The 21,165-nt window shown below is 45.7% G+C and carries 21 protein-coding genes, 1 tRNA gene, 2 rRNA genes and 1 riboswitch; of the genes, 16 read left to right on the top strand and 8 right to left on the bottom strand.

The genetic code is table 11. From position 1 onward, the window contains the following. From ACWA2B_RS21425 to ACWA2B_RS21370, 12 genes are all read left to right on the top strand, one after another. A 23S ribosomal RNA gene (locus ACWA2B_RS21425) occupies positions 1 to 125 on the top strand; the annotation flags it as partial. Positions 126 to 270: 145 nt separating this feature from the next. After that, a 5S ribosomal RNA gene (rrf, locus tag ACWA2B_RS21420) occupies positions 271 to 387 on the top strand. A gap of 346 nt (positions 388 to 733) precedes the next feature. Next, positions 734 to 2,191, top strand: a complete 1,458-nt coding sequence (gene guaB, locus ACWA2B_RS21415; protein ID WP_013308172.1) for an IMP dehydrogenase — start codon at positions 734 to 736, stop codon at positions 2,189 to 2,191. A 336-nt stretch (positions 2,192 to 2,527) separates the two neighbouring features. Then, positions 2,528 to 3,916: a D-alanyl-D-alanine carboxypeptidase family protein gene (locus ACWA2B_RS21410; RefSeq protein ID WP_029514963.1), complete on the top strand. Its 1,389-nt coding sequence runs from the start codon at positions 2,528 to 2,530 to the stop codon at positions 3,914 to 3,916. A gap of 131 nt (positions 3,917 to 4,047) precedes the next feature. After that, positions 4,048 to 4,929: a pyridoxal 5'-phosphate synthase lyase subunit PdxS gene (pdxS, locus tag ACWA2B_RS21405; protein ID WP_025720037.1), complete on the top strand. Its 882-nt coding sequence runs from the start codon at positions 4,048 to 4,050 to the stop codon at positions 4,927 to 4,929. A 16-nt stretch (positions 4,930 to 4,945) separates the two neighbouring features. Further along, positions 4,946 to 5,512, top strand: coding sequence for a pyridoxal 5'-phosphate synthase glutaminase subunit PdxT (gene pdxT / locus ACWA2B_RS21400; RefSeq protein WP_029514961.1), 567 nt, complete (start codon positions 4,946 to 4,948; stop codon positions 5,510 to 5,512). A 35-nt stretch (positions 5,513 to 5,547) separates the two neighbouring features. Next, positions 5,548 to 6,831, top strand: a complete 1,284-nt coding sequence (serS, locus tag ACWA2B_RS21395; RefSeq protein ID WP_025720034.1) for a serine--tRNA ligase — start codon at positions 5,548 to 5,550, stop codon at positions 6,829 to 6,831. A gap of 89 nt (positions 6,832 to 6,920) precedes the next feature. Continuing rightward, a tRNA-Ser gene (locus tag ACWA2B_RS21390) sits at positions 6,921 to 7,009 on the top strand. Between the two features lie 144 nt (positions 7,010 to 7,153). Further along, complete coding sequence (locus ACWA2B_RS21385) at positions 7,154 to 7,495, top strand: hypothetical protein (RefSeq protein WP_029514958.1); 342 nt, start codon at positions 7,154 to 7,156, stop codon at positions 7,493 to 7,495. Between the two features lie 28 nt (positions 7,496 to 7,523). Next, a complete protein-coding gene (locus ACWA2B_RS21380; RefSeq protein ID WP_007428073.1) occupies positions 7,524 to 7,694 on the top strand; it encodes a hypothetical protein in 171 nt (56 codons plus the stop codon). Positions 7,695 to 7,766: 72 nt separating this feature from the next. Beyond that, positions 7,767 to 7,922 carry a small acid-soluble spore protein P gene (locus ACWA2B_RS21375; protein ID WP_029514956.1) on the top strand — a complete coding sequence of 52 codons (156 nt, stop codon included), beginning with the start codon at positions 7,767 to 7,769 and terminating at the stop codon, positions 7,920 to 7,922. A 198-nt stretch (positions 7,923 to 8,120) separates the two neighbouring features. Beyond that, on the top strand, positions 8,121 to 9,197 hold the full coding sequence (locus ACWA2B_RS21370; RefSeq protein WP_069011493.1) for a hypothetical protein: 1,077 nt from the start codon (positions 8,121 to 8,123) through the stop codon (positions 9,195 to 9,197). An 87-nt stretch (positions 9,198 to 9,284) separates the two neighbouring features. On the opposite strand, the gene ACWA2B_RS21365 is transcribed toward ACWA2B_RS21370, so the two are convergent. Continuing rightward, positions 9,285 to 9,851 (bottom strand): GNAT family N-acetyltransferase, encoded by a 567-nt coding sequence (locus tag ACWA2B_RS21365; protein ID WP_069011492.1) that lies wholly within the window; start codon positions 9,849 to 9,851, stop codon positions 9,285 to 9,287. Between the two features lie 60 nt (positions 9,852 to 9,911). After that, positions 9,912 to 10,412 (bottom strand): tRNA adenosine(34) deaminase TadA, encoded by a 501-nt coding sequence (gene tadA, locus ACWA2B_RS21360; RefSeq protein ID WP_029514951.1) that lies wholly within the window; start codon positions 10,410 to 10,412, stop codon positions 9,912 to 9,914. Between the two features lie 328 nt (positions 10,413 to 10,740). On the opposite strand from tadA, the gene ACWA2B_RS21355 reads away from it, so the two are divergent. Together ACWA2B_RS21355 and rluF are read left to right on the top strand one after the other, a co-directional pair. Further along, positions 10,741 to 13,017, top strand: coding sequence for a PAS domain S-box protein (locus tag ACWA2B_RS21355; protein WP_449292602.1), 2,277 nt, complete (start codon positions 10,741 to 10,743; stop codon positions 13,015 to 13,017). 51 nt (positions 13,018 to 13,068) lie between these two features. Then, positions 13,069 to 13,770 (top strand): 23S rRNA pseudouridine(2604) synthase RluF, encoded by a 702-nt coding sequence (rluF, locus tag ACWA2B_RS21350; RefSeq protein ID WP_029514947.1) that lies wholly within the window; start codon positions 13,069 to 13,071, stop codon positions 13,768 to 13,770. A gap of 134 nt (positions 13,771 to 13,904) precedes the next feature. On the opposite strand, the gene ACWA2B_RS21345 is transcribed toward rluF, so the two are convergent. Both ACWA2B_RS21345 and motA read right to left on the bottom strand, forming a co-directional pair. Beyond that, the gene (locus tag ACWA2B_RS21345; protein ID WP_029514945.1) at positions 13,905 to 14,732 is read right to left on the bottom strand and encodes a flagellar motor protein MotB; all 828 of its coding nucleotides are present in this window, start codon (positions 14,730 to 14,732) and stop codon (positions 13,905 to 13,907) included. Beyond that, positions 14,725 to 15,519 (bottom strand): flagellar motor stator protein MotA, encoded by a 795-nt coding sequence (gene motA, locus ACWA2B_RS21340; protein ID WP_029514943.1) that lies wholly within the window; start codon positions 15,517 to 15,519, stop codon positions 14,725 to 14,727. Before motA ends, ACWA2B_RS21345 begins: the two co-directional genes overlap by 8 nt. 187 nt (positions 15,520 to 15,706) lie before the next feature. On the opposite strand from motA, the gene ACWA2B_RS21335 reads away from it, so the two are divergent. Both ACWA2B_RS21335 and ACWA2B_RS21330 read left to right on the top strand, forming a co-directional pair. Next, complete coding sequence (locus ACWA2B_RS21335) at positions 15,707 to 16,000, top strand: hypothetical protein (RefSeq protein ID WP_013308186.1); 294 nt, start codon at positions 15,707 to 15,709, stop codon at positions 15,998 to 16,000. A 117-nt stretch (positions 16,001 to 16,117) separates the two neighbouring features. Continuing rightward, positions 16,118 to 16,417 carry a 4a-hydroxytetrahydrobiopterin dehydratase gene (locus ACWA2B_RS21330; protein WP_007428083.1) on the top strand — a complete coding sequence of 100 codons (300 nt, stop codon included), beginning with the start codon at positions 16,118 to 16,120 and terminating at the stop codon, positions 16,415 to 16,417. A gap of 78 nt (positions 16,418 to 16,495) precedes the next feature. On the opposite strand, the gene ACWA2B_RS21325 is transcribed toward ACWA2B_RS21330, so the two are convergent. The 4 genes from ACWA2B_RS21325 to ACWA2B_RS21310 all read right to left on the bottom strand — a co-directional run bounded on the left by ACWA2B_RS21325 (position 16,496) and on the right by ACWA2B_RS21310 (position 21,075). Then, complete coding sequence (locus ACWA2B_RS21325; protein ID WP_449292601.1) at positions 16,496 to 17,002, bottom strand: GNAT family N-acetyltransferase; 507 nt, start codon at positions 17,000 to 17,002, stop codon at positions 16,496 to 16,498. A gap of 301 nt (positions 17,003 to 17,303) precedes the next feature. Further along, positions 17,304 to 17,804, bottom strand: a complete 501-nt coding sequence (locus ACWA2B_RS21320) for a C40 family peptidase (RefSeq protein WP_029514939.1) — start codon at positions 17,802 to 17,804, stop codon at positions 17,304 to 17,306. Positions 17,805 to 17,809: 5 nt separating this feature from the next. Continuing rightward, positions 17,810 to 17,947, bottom strand: a riboswitch (cyclic di-AMP (ydaO/yuaA leader). A 276-nt stretch (positions 17,948 to 18,223) separates the two neighbouring features. Further along, positions 18,224 to 19,051, bottom strand: coding sequence for a hypothetical protein (locus ACWA2B_RS21315; protein WP_029514937.1), 828 nt, complete (start codon positions 19,049 to 19,051; stop codon positions 18,224 to 18,226). An 11-nt stretch (positions 19,052 to 19,062) separates the two neighbouring features. After that, positions 19,063 to 21,075 carry a M1 family metallopeptidase gene (locus tag ACWA2B_RS21310; protein ID WP_449292600.1) on the bottom strand — a complete coding sequence of 671 codons (2,013 nt, stop codon included), beginning with the start codon at positions 21,073 to 21,075 and terminating at the stop codon, positions 19,063 to 19,065. Positions 21,076 to 21,165: the final 90 nt, after the last annotated feature.

The following is a 21,165-nucleotide window of genomic DNA, read 5'->3' as shown; positions in this document are numbered from 1 at the left end:
CCCCCCTCAAGATGAGATTTCCCAATTAGTAAGACCCCTTGAAGACGACGAGGTAGATAGGTTGGGGGTGGAAGTGCAGTAATGCATGGAGCTGACCAATACTAATCGGTCGAGGGCTTATCCTAAAATAAAACGCAAATGAGTTTCGGATCCAGTTTTCAGGGTGTAAGTTTTGTATTGTATAAGCACAAGTGGCTTATATGGAACAAGCGAACACACAGCATTTGGCGATGCTGATTCCTGAAAAAGAATTTACGATGTAAATTCATGTTTGGTGGCGATAGCGGAGGGGTTCCACACGTACCCATCCCGAACACGACCGTTAAGCCCTCCAGCGCCGATGGTACTTGGACCGCAGGGTCCTGGGAGAGTAGGACGTCGCCAAGCAACAAGTAAAGAGGACCATGATCTCAATGAGATCATGGTCCTCTTTGGTATATTAGGGTACAAACCACTTGTATAATTGCTTCTATGCTGCGCATTCAAAGAAGAGATACGCTCTTGTGAATAGCTATTACTCTTAAAAACGCTTATTTTTAAAGGTTGTCCTCCGTAGGAGTACAGTTGTTTGTACAGGGAAATACTAAAGGTTAGGGCTATTGTTGAAGGCTTGACACCCCTATACCGCTTTGCTAAGATTGCAATAATATATTTTCAGAGAGCCTTGATTTGTCCATGTCGGACAGACAACAAGACCAATACAGACTAAACAATTTGAAGGAGGATCATCTTGGTGTGGGAAGATAAATTCGGTAAGGAAGGCCTTACCTTTGACGATGTTTTGCTGGTACCTCGCAAGTCGGTGGTTCTGCCCAAAGAAGTAAGCGTGGCGACACGTTTGAGTGATAACGTAAAGCTGAATATTCCTTTGATGAGTGCTGGTATGGATACTGTTACTGAGGCAGTGTTGGCAATCGCGATGGCTCGTGAGGGCGGTATCGGTATTATTCATAAAAATATGTCGATTGAACAGCAAGCGGTAGAGGTGGATCGGGTTAAACGTTCTGAGAGCGGTGTTATCACCAATCCATTCTCATTGACTCCGGATCATTTGGTATCTGATGCTGAAGCAGTTATGGGTAAATACCGTATTTCTGGTGTACCTGTTGTAAACGAAGAAAACAAACTGGTGGGTATTATTACTAACCGTGATCTTCGCTTTATTCACGATTTTAACCTTAAAATCAGTGAAGTCATGACGAAGGAAGAACTGGTAACTGCACCTGTAGGTACGACTTTACAGGAAGCGGAAGTCATTTTGCAAAAGCATAAGATTGAAAAGCTCCCTTTGGTTGATGATGAAAATTATCTCAAAGGTCTTATCACCATTAAAGATATTGAGAAAGCTATTCAATTTCCGAACGCAGCGAAAGATGCACAAGGTCGTCTTCTGGTCGGTGCGGCTGTTGGTATTTCCAAGGATACATTTGATCGGACTGAAGCACTTGTAAAAGCGGGTGTGGATATGATTGTTGTGGACTCTGCTCACGGCCATCATATTAACATCATTGAAGCGGTCCGCAAGCTGCGTGAAGCTTATCCTGATCTGACGATTGTAGCAGGTAATGTAGCTACTGGAGACGGAACGCGCGAATTGATTGAAGCAGGAGCATCGGTCGTAAAAGTCGGTATTGGTCCAGGCTCCATCTGTACAACACGCGTAATCGCAGGGATAGGTGTTCCACAAGTAACAGCAATTTATGATTGTGCAACAGTAGCACGTGAATATAATATTCCGATTATTGCAGACGGCGGTATTAAATACTCCGGTGAAATTACAAAGGCCATTGCGGCAGGCGCTTCTGCGGTAATGCTGGGAAGTCTTTTTGCAGGTACGGAAGAAAGCCCGGGCGAATCTGAAATTTATCAAGGACGCCGCTTTAAAGTATATCGTGGTATGGGCTCTATGGCTGCGATGAAGCAAGGTAGTAAAGATCGTTATTTCCAAGATGACGACAAGAAATTGGTACCGGAAGGCATTGAAGGACGCGTTGCTTATAAAGGACCACTTTCCGACACTGTCCATCAGCTGTTGGGCGGTCTTCGTTCCGGTATGGGTTATTGCGGTACAGCTAATATTGAGGAGCTTCGTAACGATACAAGCTTTATCCGTATTACAGGTGCTGGTCTGCGTGAGAGCCATCCGCATGATGTGCAAATTACGAAAGAAGCACCAAACTACTCTCTATAAAGTTCGGCTGTAGTAGACTTGACGACAGGCAGAGCGTATTTCGCTCTGCCTGTCTTTTTTTAGAGATACCCCTGTGATAGAATAGACAAGTGTCCGCCTTTATGACGAAATTATTGACGAATTAGGGCACGTAGGTCTTTTGGATGATTCCTACCAGTAAAGAAGATTCGAGCAGAAAATGCTCATGACAGGATACAACTAAGAAAACGAAATAAAACGAAATGAAACTGGATTTTAACACTAAAACATTAATTACATTGGCCAAGTAGAGGCTGTAACCACCGTCTCGTTGTACATAACGGATCGGGTTGAGGTACGAGAGGAGTTTGTATTCATTTGAAAGCGAACAATTTAAAGCAAAATACAAAACGCAGCATGATTAAAAAGAGCGTGACTGCAGTCATGGTGCTCAATATGATGTATATGTCGGCATTGCCTGTTGTAGGCAATTTCGATCCGAGCGTGGCTACTTTTGCAGCTGGAGCGGCAACACAGGCAACCAATATTACGGGGACAGGTTCTATTAACCCCCCTAGTCTGGCACTACGTTCTGCCATTTTGATCGAGCCTTCCACGGGGCAAGTATTGCTGTCTATGAATCCAGATGAGCCACTTCCACCAGCAAGTATGACTAAAATGATGACAGAATACATCGTGGCTGAACAGGTTAAGCAAGGCAAACTCAAGTGGACGGATAAGGTTACGGTTAACGAGAATGCTTCTAAGAGCATTGGATCACGTATTTTTTTGGCTCAAGGGGATCAACATACGGTAGAAGAGCTTTATATTGCCATGGCGGTAGGTTCTGCTAATGATGCAACAGTAGCCCTTGCTGAACGCGTATCCGGAACTGAGCAGGATTTTGTAAAACTAATGAATGAAACAGCTCAGAAAATGGGCATGAAAAATACGTATTTTATCAACTCGACTGGTTTGGACCGTGGTGATATGCCGAAAGGCTTCCAGCCGGATACAGACCGGGAAACGGTGATGACAGCGAGAGATGCAGCTACTCTGGCTGGTTACATCATTAAAGATCATCCGGATTACACACGATTCACGACAATTCAATCTTACAAATTCCGTCCTACTGACAAGGCGCCGATTATTAACTATAACTGGATGCTGGAAGCAAACAAAAATATTACTAACTTTAGAAAGTTTGCTTACCCAGGTTTAGACGGGATGAAAACAGGCCATACGGCCAATGCTGGCAACTGTTTTACAGGAACCGCTGAACGCAATGGAATGCGTCTCATCAGTGTAGTTATGGGAGCTGATTCAGATGCACACCGTTTTACAGAGACAGCTAAAGTGCTGAACTATGGTTTTGATAATTTTGAAGTGAAGCAGGTTATTGCCCCAAAGACGGTGGTTAAGGGTGTTGAGAATGTGCCAGTGACCAAAGGTACGGAAACAGAAGTGCCGATCGTTACAAAAGATGCAGTAAGTTTTATCGTACCCAAGGGTGCGAGCAATCCCAAGGTAACCTTTACAACGAACATTACACCAGCAAGCTCTCTTGTAGCACCTTTGAAGCAAGGGGCCAAAGTCGGAACCATTACGTACACGTACAAGACAGACGGTGTGGATAAAGGGCAGACGAAAACCGTTGATCTGGTTACTACGACAGCAGTAGAAGAGGGCGGCTGGTTCCGAATGCTTTTCCGGGCAATCGGTGATTTCTTCGGAGATCTGTTCCAAGGAATTAAGAATCTCTTCTAAATAAGCAGAGCTAAGCGACCTACCTTGTTTTTCATTACTTATTTTGCAGCTTGAAATGATTGTGTATTTGGCATTGGTGCGGTAAAATATTTAGTTAGAATCTAAACGTAACCCTTACAGGAGGCAACGACATGGAAACGGGAACTTCGCGTGTAAAAAGAGGTATGGCAGAGATGCAAAAAGGTGGCGTAATCATGGATGTCATGAACGCTGAGCAGGCTAAAATTGCAGAGGCAGCAGGAGCTACAGCTGTAATGGCTCTTGAACGGGTACCTTCGGATATCCGTGCAGCTGGTGGGGTTGCTCGTATGGCTGACCCAACGATTGTGGAAGAAGTTATGAAGGTTGTTTCTATTCCTGTTATGGCTAAGGCTCGCATCGGTCACTTTGTAGAGGCAAAGGTACTGGAATCTCTCGGTGTTGACTATCTCGATGAGAGCGAAGTATTGACACCTGCGGATGAAGTTTTCCATATTGATAAGCGGGAGTTCACCGTTCCATTTGTTTGTGGAGCCAAGGATCTGGGAGAAGCACTGCGTCGCATTGGTGAGGGTGCATCTATGATCCGTACGAAGGGTGAACCGGGAACTGGGAATATTGTTGAGGCCGTTCGTCATATGCGTTTTATCAATGGTCAAATTCGCAAGGTGCAAAACTTGTCGAAGGACGAGCTGTATGCAGAAGCGAAAAACCTCGGAGTTGCATATGAACTGCTGTTAGAAGTGCATGAGCTTGGCAAGCTGCCAGTGGTTAACTTTGCAGCGGGTGGTGTAGCAACACCTGCTGATGCCGCGTTAATGATGCATTTAGGCGCTGATGGCGTCTTTGTAGGTTCTGGTATTTTCAAGTCGGATAGCCCTGAGAAGTTTGCACGGGCAATCGTGGAAGCGACCACTCATTATACGGATTACAAGCTGATCGCAGAAGTCTCCAAGAATTTGGGAACTCCTATGAAAGGCATTGAAATTTCCAAACTGGCACCGCATGAGCGCATGCAGGATCGTGGTTGGTAAGAAAGAAGGGACCGGCATGAAAATAGGTGTATTGTCGCTGCAAGGCGCTGTAGCTGAACATATACGAAGCGTTGAACGTGCGGGTGCGGAAGGTATAGCGGTGAAGAAGATCGAACAGCTCGATGAGCTGTCCGGTCTTATCATTCCCGGTGGTGAAAGTACCACTATCGGTAAGCTAATGCGCAAGTATGACTTTATAGAGGCTATACGTCAGTTTTCCAATCAAGGCAAGCCTGTATTTGGCACTTGCGCAGGATTGATTGTACTGGCTAAAACGATTCAAGGACAGGAAGAAGCACATTTGGGACTCATGGATATTACAGTATCGCGTAATGCATTTGGTCGCCAAAGAGAGAGCTTTGAAACAGACTTGAACATTAAAGGGATTGAGGAACCGGTTCGTGCCGTATTTATACGCGCACCATTAATACAGTCTGTTGGAACGGGAGTAGATGTGCTGTCTGAGTATAACGGCGAGATCGTGGCAGCCCGTCAGGGTCATTTGCTGGCTTCATCCTTCCATCCGGAGTTAACAGACGATTACCGGTTACATCAATATTTTGTGGATATGGTCCGCGAATAGTGAAAGTCAGGTTTGTAGTGTAGGAGGGATTACCTGTGTTAGATATAAAGATTTTACGTAATGAGCTTGGTCGGGTTGAGAAAGCTTTGCAGAACAGGGGAAAATCTCTGGATCTGATTAATGGTTTTACAGATCTGGATGTAAGCCGTCGTGAGTTACTTCAGGAAAGTGAAGGGCTCAAAAATCGTCGGAACGTGGTATCCGGTGAAGTAGCCAAGTTGAAGAAGAATAAGGAAAATGCGGATGATCTTATTGCAGAAATGCGTCAAGTCTCCGATCGTATCAAAGAATTAGATGAGCAAGTACGCGAACTGGAAGTTCAGATCGACGAATTGGTGATGTCTATTCCCAATATTCCCAATGAAACAGTACCTGTTGGCGCATCGGAAGAGGATAATGTAGAAATCCGTCGCTGGTCGGAGCCGCGCGAGTTTTCTTTTACACCCAAAGCGCATTGGGAGTTGGCTCAGGATCTAGATATTCTTGATTTTGAAGCAGCAGCCAAGGTAACGGGTTCTCGTTTTACGTTCTACAAAGGACTGGGAGCAAGACTAGAGCGTGCGCTGATTAACTTTATGATGGATCTGCACAGCAGTGAGCATGGTTATGAAGAAATGCTTCCTCCATACATCGTAAATCGGGACAGCTTGTACGGAACGGGCCAACTTCCGAAGTTTGAAGAAGATTTGTTCAAGCTGCGTGATACGGAGTATTATCTCATTCCTACGGCTGAAGTTCCGGTAACGAACTACCACCGTGAAGAGATCATGAATGCGGAACAGCTTCCGAAATATTATGTGGCATACAGCTCTTGCTTTCGCTCGGAGGCAGGATCAGCGGGACGTGATACACGTGGCCTGATCCGTCAGCATCAGTTCAATAAGGTAGAGATGCTTAAGCTGGTTCACCCGGATACCTCTTATGAAGAATTGGAGAAAATGACGAATAACGCTGAGCGTGTTCTACAACTGCTCGGACTTCCATATCGCGTGCTGGCACTTTGCACTGGAGATATGGGCTTTACGTCTGCCAAAACGTACGATCTGGAAGTATGGTTGCCTGAGAGTGGCATGTACCGCGAAATTTCTTCTTGTTCAAATACGGAGGACTTCCAAGCGCGTCGGGCGAACATCCGGTTTCGTCCAGATTCGAAGGCAAAGCCTGAATTTGTACATACGCTGAACGGTTCAGGTTTGGCTGTAGGGCGGACGGTGGCTGCTATTTTGGAGAACTATCAGCAAGAGGACGGAAGCATCGTGATCCCAGAAGTGCTACGTTCATACATGCGAGGCATTGAGGTTATCGCTCCTAAACAGTAAGTGTTGCATTCTTAGAAGTTCTGTGGTAAAATAATTTTGTTGCGCCTGAGTATGTTTAAAGGGGAAGCAGCTTTATCCATTTACCACCTGGAGAGGTACCGAAGCGGTCATAACGGGGCGGTCTTGAAAACCGTTAGGGGGCAACTCCACATGGGTTCGAATCCCATCCTCTCCGCCATATTCTAAATAAACCAAGCCATTCGAATACGATAGCTGGTACATTGGCCTTTATACGCCAATGATCAGGAATCGTGGGGAATGGCTTTTTTGTTGTATAAAAAGCTCGTTTTTTTCACACGTTATCAGATGTGGAGGTGCTGGCATGAATCGAGAAATGACAGTAGATCAGCAAAAGCTGGTAGAGGCCTGGCAGGAACAACTGCCGATTCTTTTGAATTCAGGGGACAAATCACAAGTACAAGCAGATGAAGCCGACAACCGGGCTATACGAATCCATATCGAGGTAGAAGGCCGGCAAATGTACTCCTTTGATTTTGCATGTACTTATGTAGACTCTCGGGAAGTACAGGTTAGCTTAGTCGATGTAGAACGGGACGGACAGTCTGTGGATGAACGAACAGATATCATTCAGCAGTTAGTGTCCGATTATACTCGGCATATTCACCAATGTGCCCAAACATTACAGTCATTGACGCACTCGTAGGTCATGAAGGAATGAGGAGGAAGACTACATGACAAAAGCCAAAAACGGACTGGATAAAAACCTGTCTAACATTGTTGATGATTTGGAGCAACGTCCAGTTAATAGTCATCAGGCACAGCAAGTGCAGCAGGATCGTAATGATCGCCGTCATCAGGATTCACTAAATCACGATAAAACGGAAGATCTACACCATCTATAGTCCTATTTTAAATGGTAATAAACGGATTTGTTGATGTACCACAAATATAGACTGAGAATGGAGGATGCATAAATGGGCAAGCCTAAAGCCATTCCTGTCCCCGAAGCACAGGATTCTGGTGGAAGTAACGAAAAGCGTGAGCGTAGTCATCAGCAGGAGCCGTTATCCGGTTCCAAGAAGGTGAAACAGCGGAATCACGTGGATCATCATAACAGAGAAGGATCATAAGTAGACAGACCTTTCTCCTAAAATATATTGCATAGTGTAAGACACTCTGGTTAGAGAGCCAGGGTGTCTTTGTGCTTATTGTAAGAAAATTTTCCAATAAGTGTTTCGCCGTTTGAGAATATGAGTTAAAATAGGAGGTGTGTATTTTTTTGTTAGCATAAAAAAAGGGGTTAATTACGAGAGGAGAGAATCTACACAATGAGTAAAAAGTTATCCGTCTTGGTACTCACTATGGTGTTGCTTTTGACGGTAGCCCTGGTAGGTTGTAGCAAGAAGTTAGAACCGAAGGAAGCTGTTACGACCGGTACTGCAAATGCAATGAAATTGAATTCTTATGAATCCAAAAGTCAATTTACCGTTAAGGATCTGACAATTTCATCCGCTACTTTACCAAGTGAACAAAGTGCAATGATAACCAGTATGCTGAAAAATGCAGACATTACGCTGGACGGTGTATATCAAAAAGAACCTTTCCAATCTGAAATGACGCTCGGCATTCATCTGAAAGGTGATCTTTCCACCAGCTTCACGATTCCAATGGTGATGACTAAAGATAAACTGTACGTTAAAATTCCTAATATTCCATTTTACCCGCTTCCACAGGATGTTGTAGGTAAATTCCTGATCATTGATCCACAAGAACTGGCTAAACAATCGGGACAAGAATTTAACCCTGCAGCTATGGATCAAGAAAAATCGCAGAAATTTGCGAATGAAGTGATCGCTGCTATTATGAACGAGTATGATCAAGCTACGTACTTCTTTGATATTGATCCTAAAGACGCTAAGTTGCCACAAGGCGTTGAAGCTAAACAAGTAGTTCAGTTTAAAATAACGAACGACAACGTGAAGAAAGCTGTCGATACATTTGTTACTAAAGCAGTTCCTAAAGCTATTGATATTATGTCAAAAGACGAGTACATTAGCTTGTTCCAATTGAAGAAAGAAGATCTTACTGCAGCAAAACTTGCAGTAGAAACAAACACCAGCGATTTTAGGAAAAAGCTGGATGAGTTGAAAAACTACTTGACAGTGAAGCAGTTTGACATTAACACAGCTTTGAACAAGGATAACATTCCTGTGTATCAAGACCTGAATGCGAATGTAGAGATGAATGATCCGGCTACAAAAGACAATGTGAAATTGTCTGTAACAGGCTACACGCAATACAACAAAATCAATGCTAAAGCAGCATTTAAAGTAGGTATTCCAACAGCTGATCAAGTCCTGACGATGGAACAACTGCAACAAAAAATGCAAACTGTTGCTCCTTAAGTATGGGATAACATGATTGCAAGAAAACCGCTCGGCATAGGCCGGGCGGTTTTTTGTTTACTTTTAATGTTGTCCCTGTACAGTCATTTAGCTCTGCCACACGTCATCCTCGGCTAAAAGTCCAAACATCTGGTGATCCTGCCATGTGCCCTGAATCTGTACAAGCTTGCGAGCAATGCCTTCTGGTCGAAAGCCACATTTTTCTAATACACGTTGTGAGCGATCATTATGCAAAAGAGTACCCGCTTGGAGACGATGTAGAGATAAGGCACGAAAGGCATATTGTATGATTAACTTTAAGGCAGCGGTCATATGCCCTTTACCCTGTTCATGATGATCCATCATGTAGCCGATATCAGCGAATTGTCCAACTCCACGTACTAGATTGGAAATGGAGATATAACCGATGAGCCGTTCTTCCTTTAAGAGAAAGATACCGAATACGTAACCTCGATCTTCTTCGGCTTGCCGCAATTTCTGACGGATGTAGTCCTGTTGTTTCTCTAATGTGAAAAATGAATCCTCGTAAAGCGGCTCATAAGGCGCATGGGAATCCCTATTTCGGTGCCTAAGGGCGAGAAGGGCTTCGCTATCCGCCAAGCTAAATGGCCGTAAAAAGATACCTTGAGGCGTATTATACAAGCTCATAGGCATGGGGTGATCTCCTTCCATGGGGAATTAGCAATGAGATGAGGTATTTTGGACTGTGTCTCCTCAGAATGAAGACGAGGGAGGAGACAATTTGGCTGCCGCTCTTTTTTGCCGGAGATGCCGAAAGAAGCTCGTTAGCAGCGATGCACATTCCTCCTGCAGTACACCACTAGTTACTTCTGTACAATGATTGAACCGAGGCTCCTGTAATAAATTCATCAGCGTGCCTGCGCAGCCTGCCTTGGGATCTGTAGTGCCGTATATCAAATGGGGAACCCGTGATTGCACAATGGCTCCGGCGCACATTGGACACGGCTCCAGAGTGACATACAGCCTACAATCCAGCAGGCGCCAGGCACCTAAGTGCTCACTGGCCTGACGAATGGCGACCATCTCTGCATGTGCGGTTGGGTCAGCATCCGTCTCGCGCAAATTGTAGCCGCGACCGATGATTTCATTATCTTTTACGATGACAGCCCCGATAGGGACTTCACCTAACGTTTCTGCCTTATACGCTTCCTGAATGGCTTCTTTCATCCAATAGGCGTGATCCATGGTGGTCACTGGGAAAATGCTCCTTTCAAAACGCGGAATTATCCAACGAACAAATATTCCGTTGTTAACATGATGTGAATAAAATTGTGGATAACAAGGTACTTGTCCACAGGTTTATCCACAGTTTATAATAAAATCTGTGTATTTGTGGACTACCTGTGGATGATTATCTTTTATATTGTAGGCAAATCCTCGTCTATTGACAATACTGTACACAAGGTGTGTATTTATGTATATCCGGTAAATGTAAATGCTGGTATCACAGGCGCTATTACGGTATCATTGAGTTAGCAATTCCCAGTAATCGCCAGCATGCGGCAAGAGGTGAGAAATCAGTGTGTCGATAAAAATCAGAATAACGATCATTTTGTCGGGGTCCGTCCTGTTTATCCTTTTATTAAACATCGCACTTAATTATTACACGACCCACGAAAACCTAAGAAGTGACAGTGAAACTAAAATGGTTCTGACGGCTAAAATTATCGGAGGAGCTATCGAACAAACCCAACATAGCTGGGAGGCCGTTGACAAACAGCTCGGATATAATCTGTGGCTTTCTGCCACGTTGGCTGCCAATCAGCTCGATCCTGACATTCGAAATATTCAGCAGGAACAGCTTCAAAAGGTGGCCTCACTCCACAGAGATACTAATATTTCCTTGATGATTCGAGACGGGCAGGGGTATAAGGTTGTTAGATCCTCGGATCCTAAAGAAGTAACGCCATCCGATCCATTGACAGGATATTGGAAAAATGCAGTTGACCAATTATATGAGCACGGACAGGCTGCAATGGTGCAAGGTCAGAAACTGGATCATTTTTGGACGGGGTCATTTGACTACACCGGTTCAGACTCCTCAGATATTAACAAATGGGGATTTTATTATGATCAAAAACGTAACTACTTAATTCGAATTTCCTTTCAGGATACTTCAGTACAAAATTTCATAACCATCCTGAGCCCCGATGAGATCGTAAAGCAAACTCAACAAGTGGATTATCGCATCATGGAGATTACAGGAATTAACCCTGCAACCTTTGGTGGCGCTTCGATGGACAAGAACGGAAACGATTCGAAATACTATTACATGTACAACAAACCGATCCAATTCGGCACGTATCAACTAACAAGGGTGCAGGAAGATCGTTTGGCCGTGTCCAGAGCTATCCTCTCGGGGGAGAGTATTGTACAAGACTGCTATATTAAAGGTGAGCGGGTTCTCGTCAGTTACATACCTTTTTATCCGGCTAATCGTGATGCTTATGTTATCCGTATTGTTATGAATTATGATACGATCACTTCTGTTATTTCCAAGCAATTGATAAGTTTAATTGCCATTTCCATTGTCCTTTTAGAGGTGGTGATCATTGGAAGCTATGTGCTGGCAAGTCTGTTTGTCCGCCCAATTCAGTCGATTCTGGGGAAAGTGAATGAGATGGCTGACGGTCATTTTGATACACGGCTAGAAATAAAAGGTGGTCATGAGCTTGCACAGTTGGGTGAGCGCATCAATGCGATGGCCTACAACCTAGGGATGTACACGAGAAGACTCGAGCAGATGTATGAAGAGAACCGTTCTGTAAAGGAACATCTAGAATCGGTTATTAATCAGACAGCAGATGCGATTCATGTAACCGACGAGGAGGATCGCGTCGTTCGGGTCAATCATGCCTTTGAAGCTTTGTACGGCTGGACCAAGAAAGAATTGGTTGGTCGTAAGTTGGAATTTGTACCTCCACAGCAACAGGAGGAATATGAATTTCAGAAGAAGAGCCTGCTTCAGGGAGAGAGCATCGTATCAAGTGAGTCCCTTAGAATGCGGAAGGATGGAAGTACAGTAGAGATTAGTATGAGCACATCGCCTATTCTGGATGAAGAAGGCCAGATTTTGGGGTTTATCTGCGTGTCGCGTGATATCACGGGTCGCAACCGGATGGAGGAGTTGTTGCGCAGATCAGAGAAACTGACAACCGTCGGGCAACTGGCGGCAGGCGTAGCGCATGAGATTCGTAATCCGCTAACCACGCTACGTGGCTTTCTCCAACTACAGCAGCAAAATCAAGTGTTGAATATGAAACACAACGATATTATGATGTCTGAGCTGGATCGCATTAATTTGATCGTTAGCGAGTTTTTAATACTGGCGAAGCCACAGGCAGTGCATTTTCAGAAAAAAGATGTTCGTTATATTGTGAGCGACGTGATTTCTTTACTAGATAGTCAGGCGCATCTGCTGGACATTGTATTCAACCTTCAGGTCACGGACGAGCCTGCCCTGGTATACGCTGAAGAAAATCAGTTAAAGCAAGTATTCATTAATTTACTTAAAAATAGCATGGAGGCTATGAGTAAAGGTGGCATCATCACGATTCATTTGTTCTTGGAGGGAGAAAACGTTAAAATCTTCATACGGGACCAGGGAGCGGGTATTCCCGCAGAAATGCTGTCCAAGTTGGGAGAACCTTTTTTCACAAACAAAGAAACAGGTACAGGACTAGGACTTATGGTCAGCCAGCGTATTATACAGAGTCATAAAGGCACACTGGATATTGAAAGCACAGAGGGAGAGGGAACGACAGCCCTGGTGCAGCTTCCGATTGCCAAGCCGGAGTAACGGGCTGGGGCGCAGGAGGAAGTGTGTTAGTAGAAATGGAGGGTACACAGGTTGCGCATTAACAAGTTTATCAGCGAAACCGGTTTTTGCTCGCGCCGGGAGGCAGACAAGCTGGTAGAGAGCGGTCGCGTGACGATTAACGGCGAAGTGGCTGTGCTGGGTAGTCAAGCGGAAGAAGGCGATGATGTTCGCGTGAACGGCAAGCCACTGCGCGATAAGTCTGATCACGTCTATATTGCATTGAACAAACCGGTGGGCATTACAAGTACAACGGAGAGCCACATTAGAGGCAATGTTGTTGATTTTGTGGGGCACCCGCAGCGGATATTCCCGATTGGACGCCTGGATAAGGATTCGGAAGGTCTCATTTTACTTACCAACGATGGAGACATTGTGAATAAGATTCTACGGGCAGAAGGCAAGCATGAGAAAGAATATATTGTAACAGTGGACCGCCCTGTCGTACCGTCTTTTGTGCAGGGCATGTCTAGCGGGGTGAAAATACTCGGTCAGCGGACGCTACCTTGTGAGGTGACGCGTGTATCTGAGTATGTATTCCGTATTATCCTGACTGAAGGGAAAAATCGTCAGATCCGGCGTATGTGTGCAGCCTTCGGTTATGAAGTTAAAAAACTGCAAAGGCTGCGAATCATGAATATTCGGTTGGGGTCCCTTCAGAAAGGTGCCTGGCGTGATCTGACAGAGGCTGAGAAGCTGGAGCTTGGTCAGATGCTCGATTATACGCTTAGCTAATGCCAGAGGGGCTTGTATAGCCTAGAGCGTATGATCGTCGTATCTGAAAGGGCAAAGTACAGGAAGCACTAAACAAAGAGGCACCAGCTGCATAAAAATGCGGCGGTGCCTTTGTTCATATAACATATGCATAATCAACCTTCACTCGAGCTTGAGGTAGGACTGATGACTTGTGTCCCGTTCTGATATTTGCGGAGAACAGATATTTCAACACGACGGTTTTTAGAGCGCCCTTGACCATCTTGATTGCTTGCCAATGGACGATACTGGCCATAACCGATGGATACAAACTTGGTTGGGTCGAGATCTGGATTGAGCAACAAGATACGCAAGAAATTCAGAGAGCGCTTGGCGCTCAAATCAAAATTGGACGGGAACTGGCTGTTGGAGATCGGTACATTATCCGTGTGACCCGATACGATAACATCATAGCCAGGGAACTGCTGGAGCATACTAGAAATGGACTTGGCCAGCTTTCTTGCTTCCGGCTTTACTTCGGCCTGCCCGGATGAAAACAAGGCATTATCACTAATGGTGATCATTAGTTGCGATTGGTTTAGCTTGGTATTCAGCAACGGGGTCAGGCCGTTATTTTGAATATATTGATCCATCTGTTTTTTAAGCTTTTTTAAATCTTCTTCTTCCCGTTGGGCCAGCTGTTTTTGCAGTTCAGAGGTAGAAGTAGCTTTCGATTTTACGGGTTGTGACACTTGTTCTTTATTTTTGCCCATATCCATGGATTGTGACGACGGATTCGCGGCTGAGTGATCCAGCACGCCAGTGCCGCCATTAAAAGCTGCACTCAGGGATTGAGCCATAGTTTCAAATTTTTTGGCGTCGAGCGAGCTCATACCGAATAAGACAATGAAAAGAGCCAACAGAAGGGTCATTAAGTCGGAATATGGCAACAGCCAGCTTTCGTCAGCATGCTCTTCATGCGGTTCATGTCTCTTTTTACTCACTGGAATCGCCATCCTTCTGGGTCATCGTAGCCCGTTCGGTCGGAGTCAGGAAGATCGTCAGTTTCTGACTGATGGCGATCGTCGATATCCCCGATTGAATGGAAAGCAGACCTTCGACCATCATTAATTTAAGCTCGACTTCTTTTTTGGATAACCGTTTCAGCTTGTTGGACATCGGATGCCACAGGACATAACCTGTAAAAATACCGAGCAACGTCGCAATGAAGGCTGCTGCAATGGCATGAGAGAGCTTTTCCATGTCACTAAGGTCGGCCAGAGCGGCGATCAGACCTACAACCGCACCGAGTACCCCGAGCGTTGGAGCGTACATACCGGCTTGGGAGAAGATCAGCGCGCCAGAGCGATGTCGATCCTCGGTGGCATTGATATCCTCCATTAGAACGTCCCGTACGAATTCCTGATCATTGCCGTCAATAATCATTCGCATGCCGCCACGCATAAAGGGATCGTCGATTTCCTCTACCTTGGATTCCAAGGCGAGCAGACCTTCACGACGGGTAATGGATGCCCACTCGGTAAACGTACCGATGAGCTCTTTGCGGTCTAACAGTTTTTGTTCGGTGAAAATAACCTTGAACAGCTTCGGAATCCGTTTGATTTCTGCCATCGGGAAGGCCATAAATATACTCGCTGCCGTTCCGACGAAAATAATCATGTAAGCAGCGGGATTATTGACCAGATTGACGACCGGAGCGCCTTTTAAGATCATCCCGACGACCAGTGACAAAATCCCGAGCACAAGTCCAATAATGGTTGAAATTTGCATGATACACCTCATCCATGAGAATAGATTTTGAATCCTTTCATGCCGCCGGGGTCGTCCTTGCCCCAAGCGCGTCATTACAAGACGGATTATAGTATTTATCGACAAAACTCTCTTTTTTGTTAAGTGCGAATTTCCGGTATAATAAGGTGATTATGTATTGAATGGCGGAACCATTGGAGGAAATGGCATGGGAGTAAAGCATGGACGTGAGTATGAACAAATTTTGAACGATTTGACAGAGGCTGTGGGGCGCATCCCAGATAGCTATGAATTTTTTGAGATGGAAGCAGAAGATTGGGACAGGTTGGACCCGGCGGGACGTCAGGAAGTCAATGAAGCTTTGGCAGAAGACTTATTTTATGCACTGGGTACAGAGCCCACAATCACTGTAGGGAGTGGCGTTGTGATCTATGAGCCGGAGCAGCATCGTATCTATGTACTGATTGGGGACGAGGAGCTGACGTCAGTCCCTTTGATTTGAGGTCCGTCTTATGGATTTATCAACGGGGCCGTGGTAATATGTACACCAATATATCGTAGTTTTGGCCGTATTTAAGCGGTCGAAAGGCTTCCGTATAAACGGGGAGGAGTTCGTAACATGCCTTTTACACAAGAAGAGATTGAAGCACATCTGGAGAAACTGGAGGGCTGGGAGCTGGAGGAAGGACGTTGGATCGTTCGGAAATATAATTTTTCCAGTTTTATGAAAGGGATTGCATTCGTGGATGAAGTTGCCGCTATATCTGAAGCATTCAATCATCATCCATTTATTACGATTGATTACAAGACCGTGACTCTGCGTTTGACCTCTTGGGACGATGGCGGTATTATGGCCGTGGATATTAAGGAAGCCCAACAATATAATGAAGCTTTTGAAAAAATGCGTAGCAGTCATTGAGCTTGTAATGATCTGTCGTATGATGATAAAAGCGCCTTCGCTATACAACATCGTGGTTGTATGCCGAAGGCGCTTTTATCATAGTACCTGGGTTGGGTGCTCGGGACGATATACCATACAATAAAACGGTTTTTTGCCATCGGGGGTCTGTCGTTCATAGGTATCTGTAAGCTCAAATCCAGCCGCCTTGTAGGCCCGGATAGCGCGCTCATTCCAAGTGAGCACTTCTAGATCAATTTCATTCTTCGGGTTGCGTCGTTGGGCTTCCTCTGCAATGGCACGGACAAAATCAGAGCCTTTGCCATGTCCGCATCTGTCAGGATGCATGCCAAGGCCTAGCCGGGTCACACCGATCATAGGAAAATATTGAGCAAACCCCATCAGCTTGTTCTCTTCATCCAGTACGGCAACATATTGCTCTTGGCGAAGCGTGGGACTTCCAAATTCGACCTCAAGCGCCTTCATTTGTTCCCAGGGGAGCCAACCGTATATGTTATAAGGTGGATCATAGCGCCACTCACAGATTGCAGCCGCTTGATGCTCGTCCATCGGTACGATCCGATAGTTGGATATTGAGGCCGGCATGTGTTCCATCCTCCTTTTACAGTACTTCAATCATTAACAACAGATTGTAGACAAGTTGCAGGGGAATGGCAAGCGTGTTTATTTTATACCCAAGACGGGTATACATTCAATAAGAAGGAATTACTGCTCATATGCTCCCCCAGCGGTGACGGTAAAACCGACGATGTTTGCTAAAATTGAAACCTTTTGAGGTTTCAGTTCGTCAGTAATGATAATCATTGCTGATGTTGTGGACATAAAAAGCCGCAATTCGATTCCGGCAGAATCAAATTGCGGCTAGAGTTAGCTTGCTGTGCGTTAGTTATTCTACGTTGTCGTCATCAGGAATATCTGAAGCTACAGAATGGTAAGCGTCTGTGCTCATAATTCTTTTTGCACCGACATAGCGGTTAGCGTAATAATTTTCGTTCAGTGAGCTAACTACTACACCACGTGAAGTCGAGGAGTGGGCAAATTTCCCTTCACCTACGAAGATACCTACATGGGAAATGCCTCTTCCTGTGGTGTTGAAGAACACCAGGTCCCCAGGTCTCATTTCATCGCGGGATACAGAAGATCCCATTTTGAATTGTGATCCAGATTGATGCGGAAGTTTAATTCCCAGTTTGTTGAATACATACATTGTGAAGCCGGAGCAATCGAATCCCTCGAGTGTAGTGCCTCCGCTTCTGTAGTTCGTTCCTTTGGCATCTTGGATGACCTGGTCCATCTTGGAGTCTGCAAATGCACTGCCGCCACCGAATGTAAAAGATGTAAAGGCAATGGCAAGACTCATAGCTGCGATCGTTAGCTTCTTCTTCAAAAAAAATATACCCCTTCCAATGCCTGCGAGGTTAGCTTAAGGATTCGGTAGAAGGTTCCCCTATGACCACTCTGTTGCGAGATCAATTCACCCAAACTGGTTCCCCCGCTTCCTAGGTGCCAGGAATTAGGCTTAACTTAAGATGTGCACCTTGGAGAGCAGTATTCACAATAACGATATTTTTGAGATAAAGGTTACAACAAAGATTACAAAGTTGTTACTATCAGTTCACTGCGATTATTGTAACAAAGTCGGCTGGCTTTGGCAAATGTTTCATTGCAAAAAGTTACAAAAAAAATCTGCTCCTAATGTCCCAGGAACAGATCTTGTTAACAGTATTCAGTTATGTGCCGTTTGCGCGGTTATGCATAAAGTTTTTTCGACAGACGGAAATGAAGTGATTAACATAAAGGAAGGGCTTAGCTTCTACTGGAGATATCGGTATGCCATAGTCTGTACTGCGAACTGATATGCCACAGTCTGACCAGACTAGTAACAAAATGATACGATTGTTGGAGAATGAGCGCGAGCATGCCAGTCCAAATCATCGCCACGGTGCCAAATAGACCGAAGACCAGCAGCACACAAGCACCGAGCAAAAGGGATATACCGACAGCTGGGAGAAGCTGGCGAAAGAAGGCGAGCAGGGACGATAGTATGGCGTGACCACCGACAGTGCCTAGTTGCATATACAGGATGCACTGCCGAATGAACCATCCGTATGCCATCCATCCCATGGCATAGGGCAACAAGTGCAGCAGGTAAGAGGGAGATTGAAGCGTACCTGCTACAATAGGGTAGAGTCTCGGTACTACCCAAAAGGCGGGAATCAGCAGCAGTCCCAACTCGATGATGTAATACAACAGCGACGACATGCCATGGCGTTTCATACCTTTGAAAAAGGACAGGCTTTGCGGCTCAGTCGCATCGGTATGCAGGCTTTGATATATTCCGGCTCTAATGAAGGGAGTGATTAGTATGCGTAGTACAGTCGCCCCTAGTAGTATCCACAAATACACATGTACTTCCCGGCTGTCCATCAGAGCAATCTGGCTCTCCATCCAAAACAAGGTCTGTCCCAGCTCGTTTTGACCCTGATCAGGATAACGGAGCAATAGCGGGATAACGGCAGACTGCACCAGTCGATAGAGAAACACCCCCCACAGTAGTCGATACAGAAATAAAATGATAACGATATAGAATCGTATGCGCACCAGCGCCCAGCCCTCTTTTATAACAGTCCGCATCTATAGACACCTCACCATGACAGACTTCCAAGCAGTGTCTCCAGCAGCTTGGTTACACTTATACTCCAACGGGTTTGTTGCTTTTCGTCCAATTCGGCTTTTAGGGTATTGTTAATATGCTTGTTCTCCAGTGCAATGGTATATAGGGGATCAAGGGTTACATAGGAAACGGGAGAAGTACTTTTGATCCGAAAAGTTGTGCTTTTGCCCGCGCCGTCCCAAGCCTTGAATTTCTTGGTTCCATCCTTGAAGGTAAATTGGACAGGGATCTTGGGATAATCCGCCCCTTTTTTGCTGACCGTTACGACTGCTTCATATCCATTCTCCAGCTTGTGGTTTGTGATGTGATCCACTGAAAAGTCCGCCATCTGGCCGTCATATACATACTGTTCAAAATAGTGGCTCCATGAGCGTCCGGTGACTCTCTCCACGATACGTTGAAAATCCTGTGAGGACGGATGCTTAAATCGGTACGTCTGGACGTAGGTCCGCATAATGCGATCCATTTTTTTTATACCCACCTGACGTTCAATGCCCCGTAGTACCAGCTTGCCTCGAGAGTAGGCATTTTGCGCGTACTCAGCAGCCGAGCCGTACTTCCATGACTCACGGTTTAGCGGCTGTGGGGAGGATACCTGTCCCGATTGTAATGGCAAGTTGGGGGTGAGCCCATATTCTTGCTCCATAAGTCGCTCCTCTGCATAGGAGGTGAAGCCTTCATCCAGCCACGGCTCCTCAAATTCATTATTGGCTACCATTCCATAGAAATATTGATGTCCAATCTCATGAACTAATGTCCGTTCCAGACTATAGCCAGGATTGAGATTACCCGCAGCAGCGGCCGTGATGAGTGTCGGATACTCCATGCCGCCAGCTCCATTGCCTGATTTAGGTGGAACCACGATGGACAGGGTGGAATATGGATAAGGCCCGTACCATTTGCTGTAGTACAAAAGAGCGGCCTTCGCTGCGCTCATATAGCGTCCTTTGAGCTCCTTGTGCGATGGGTCAAGGTAGAGCTTGATTTTGACACCAGGGACTTCAGCAGAAGAAAAGGGTTCTTCTACGGCTACAAAGTTGGGTGAAGCGGACCAGGCAAAATCGTGTACATCATCGGCATAAAATTGATATATTTTTTGTCCGTTCTGTCGGACGGCACCACGGGTGGGAAATCCGGTCGCTGCTACGATATGAGTTTCAGGCACCCGAATCCGTACGCTGTAAATTCCAAAATCGGCATAAAACTCGGAGTTACCATGATACTGGTGGAGGTTCCAGCCCTCCTCGGCGCGTCCACGCTGCCCTGCAGTCTCGTAGACACTGAGCTTCGGGAACCACTGTCCTGCCATTACAAAATCATCTGTCCCACCCATACGAGCAAAGATGGCAGGCAGTTTTACCTCAAACTTCATATATAATGTGATTTCTTCGCCACCTCGTACTGGCTTGGGTAGACGCACCTTCATGAGCGAACGGTCGCCTGCGTTACCGTCATCTGGCTGCACATATTGGATGCGATGCATGAGGGATAAACCGTCTTCTGTTTTTAGTTCAGTCAGCGTCATAGAGCCAAAGCCGTCTTTGGGCATGGTGTCTCCGCGCAGCTTTCCACCGGATTCCTTCATAAAGGTGGTTTCCATGGAAGAGAAGGCGTTCGGGTATAGATGAAGATACAGATCATTCACGGTTTTCTTGCCCGGATGTTTCCAGGTCAGTGTCTCAGTGCCTCGCAAAACCTGTCCCTTTTCCAGAGATACATCAATGTGGTACTCTACCACCCGTTTGCTGAGGATTTCTGTAGCGGGTTGTGGAGGGTTCTTGGGCAGGTCAGGCAGGATGTTTGCCCCTAGAGGCTTGCCCACATTTGGGGCAAGCGCAGACTCAGACAGGGAGCCGTATAGTGGTTGGCCTATGGACTGCGGGTCGGATTGCGATTGGGGCTGCCAGGCAAACCATAACGTCCCTGCGAGGAGACCGAGGGCTAGTGTAGACAATAAAACGATTTTAGTGCGTGCTGGGGTCATACAATGGATACCTCCCGTTGACAAGCATCTACAGCATGTATATGTTTGCTTTCAGGAGATTATTAGTTAAAATATTTATAGTGTAGAATG

Source organism: Paenibacillus sp. CMM36 (genome assembly GCF_053570945.1).
This window is presented reverse-complemented; position numbering and strand designations above follow the sequence as displayed.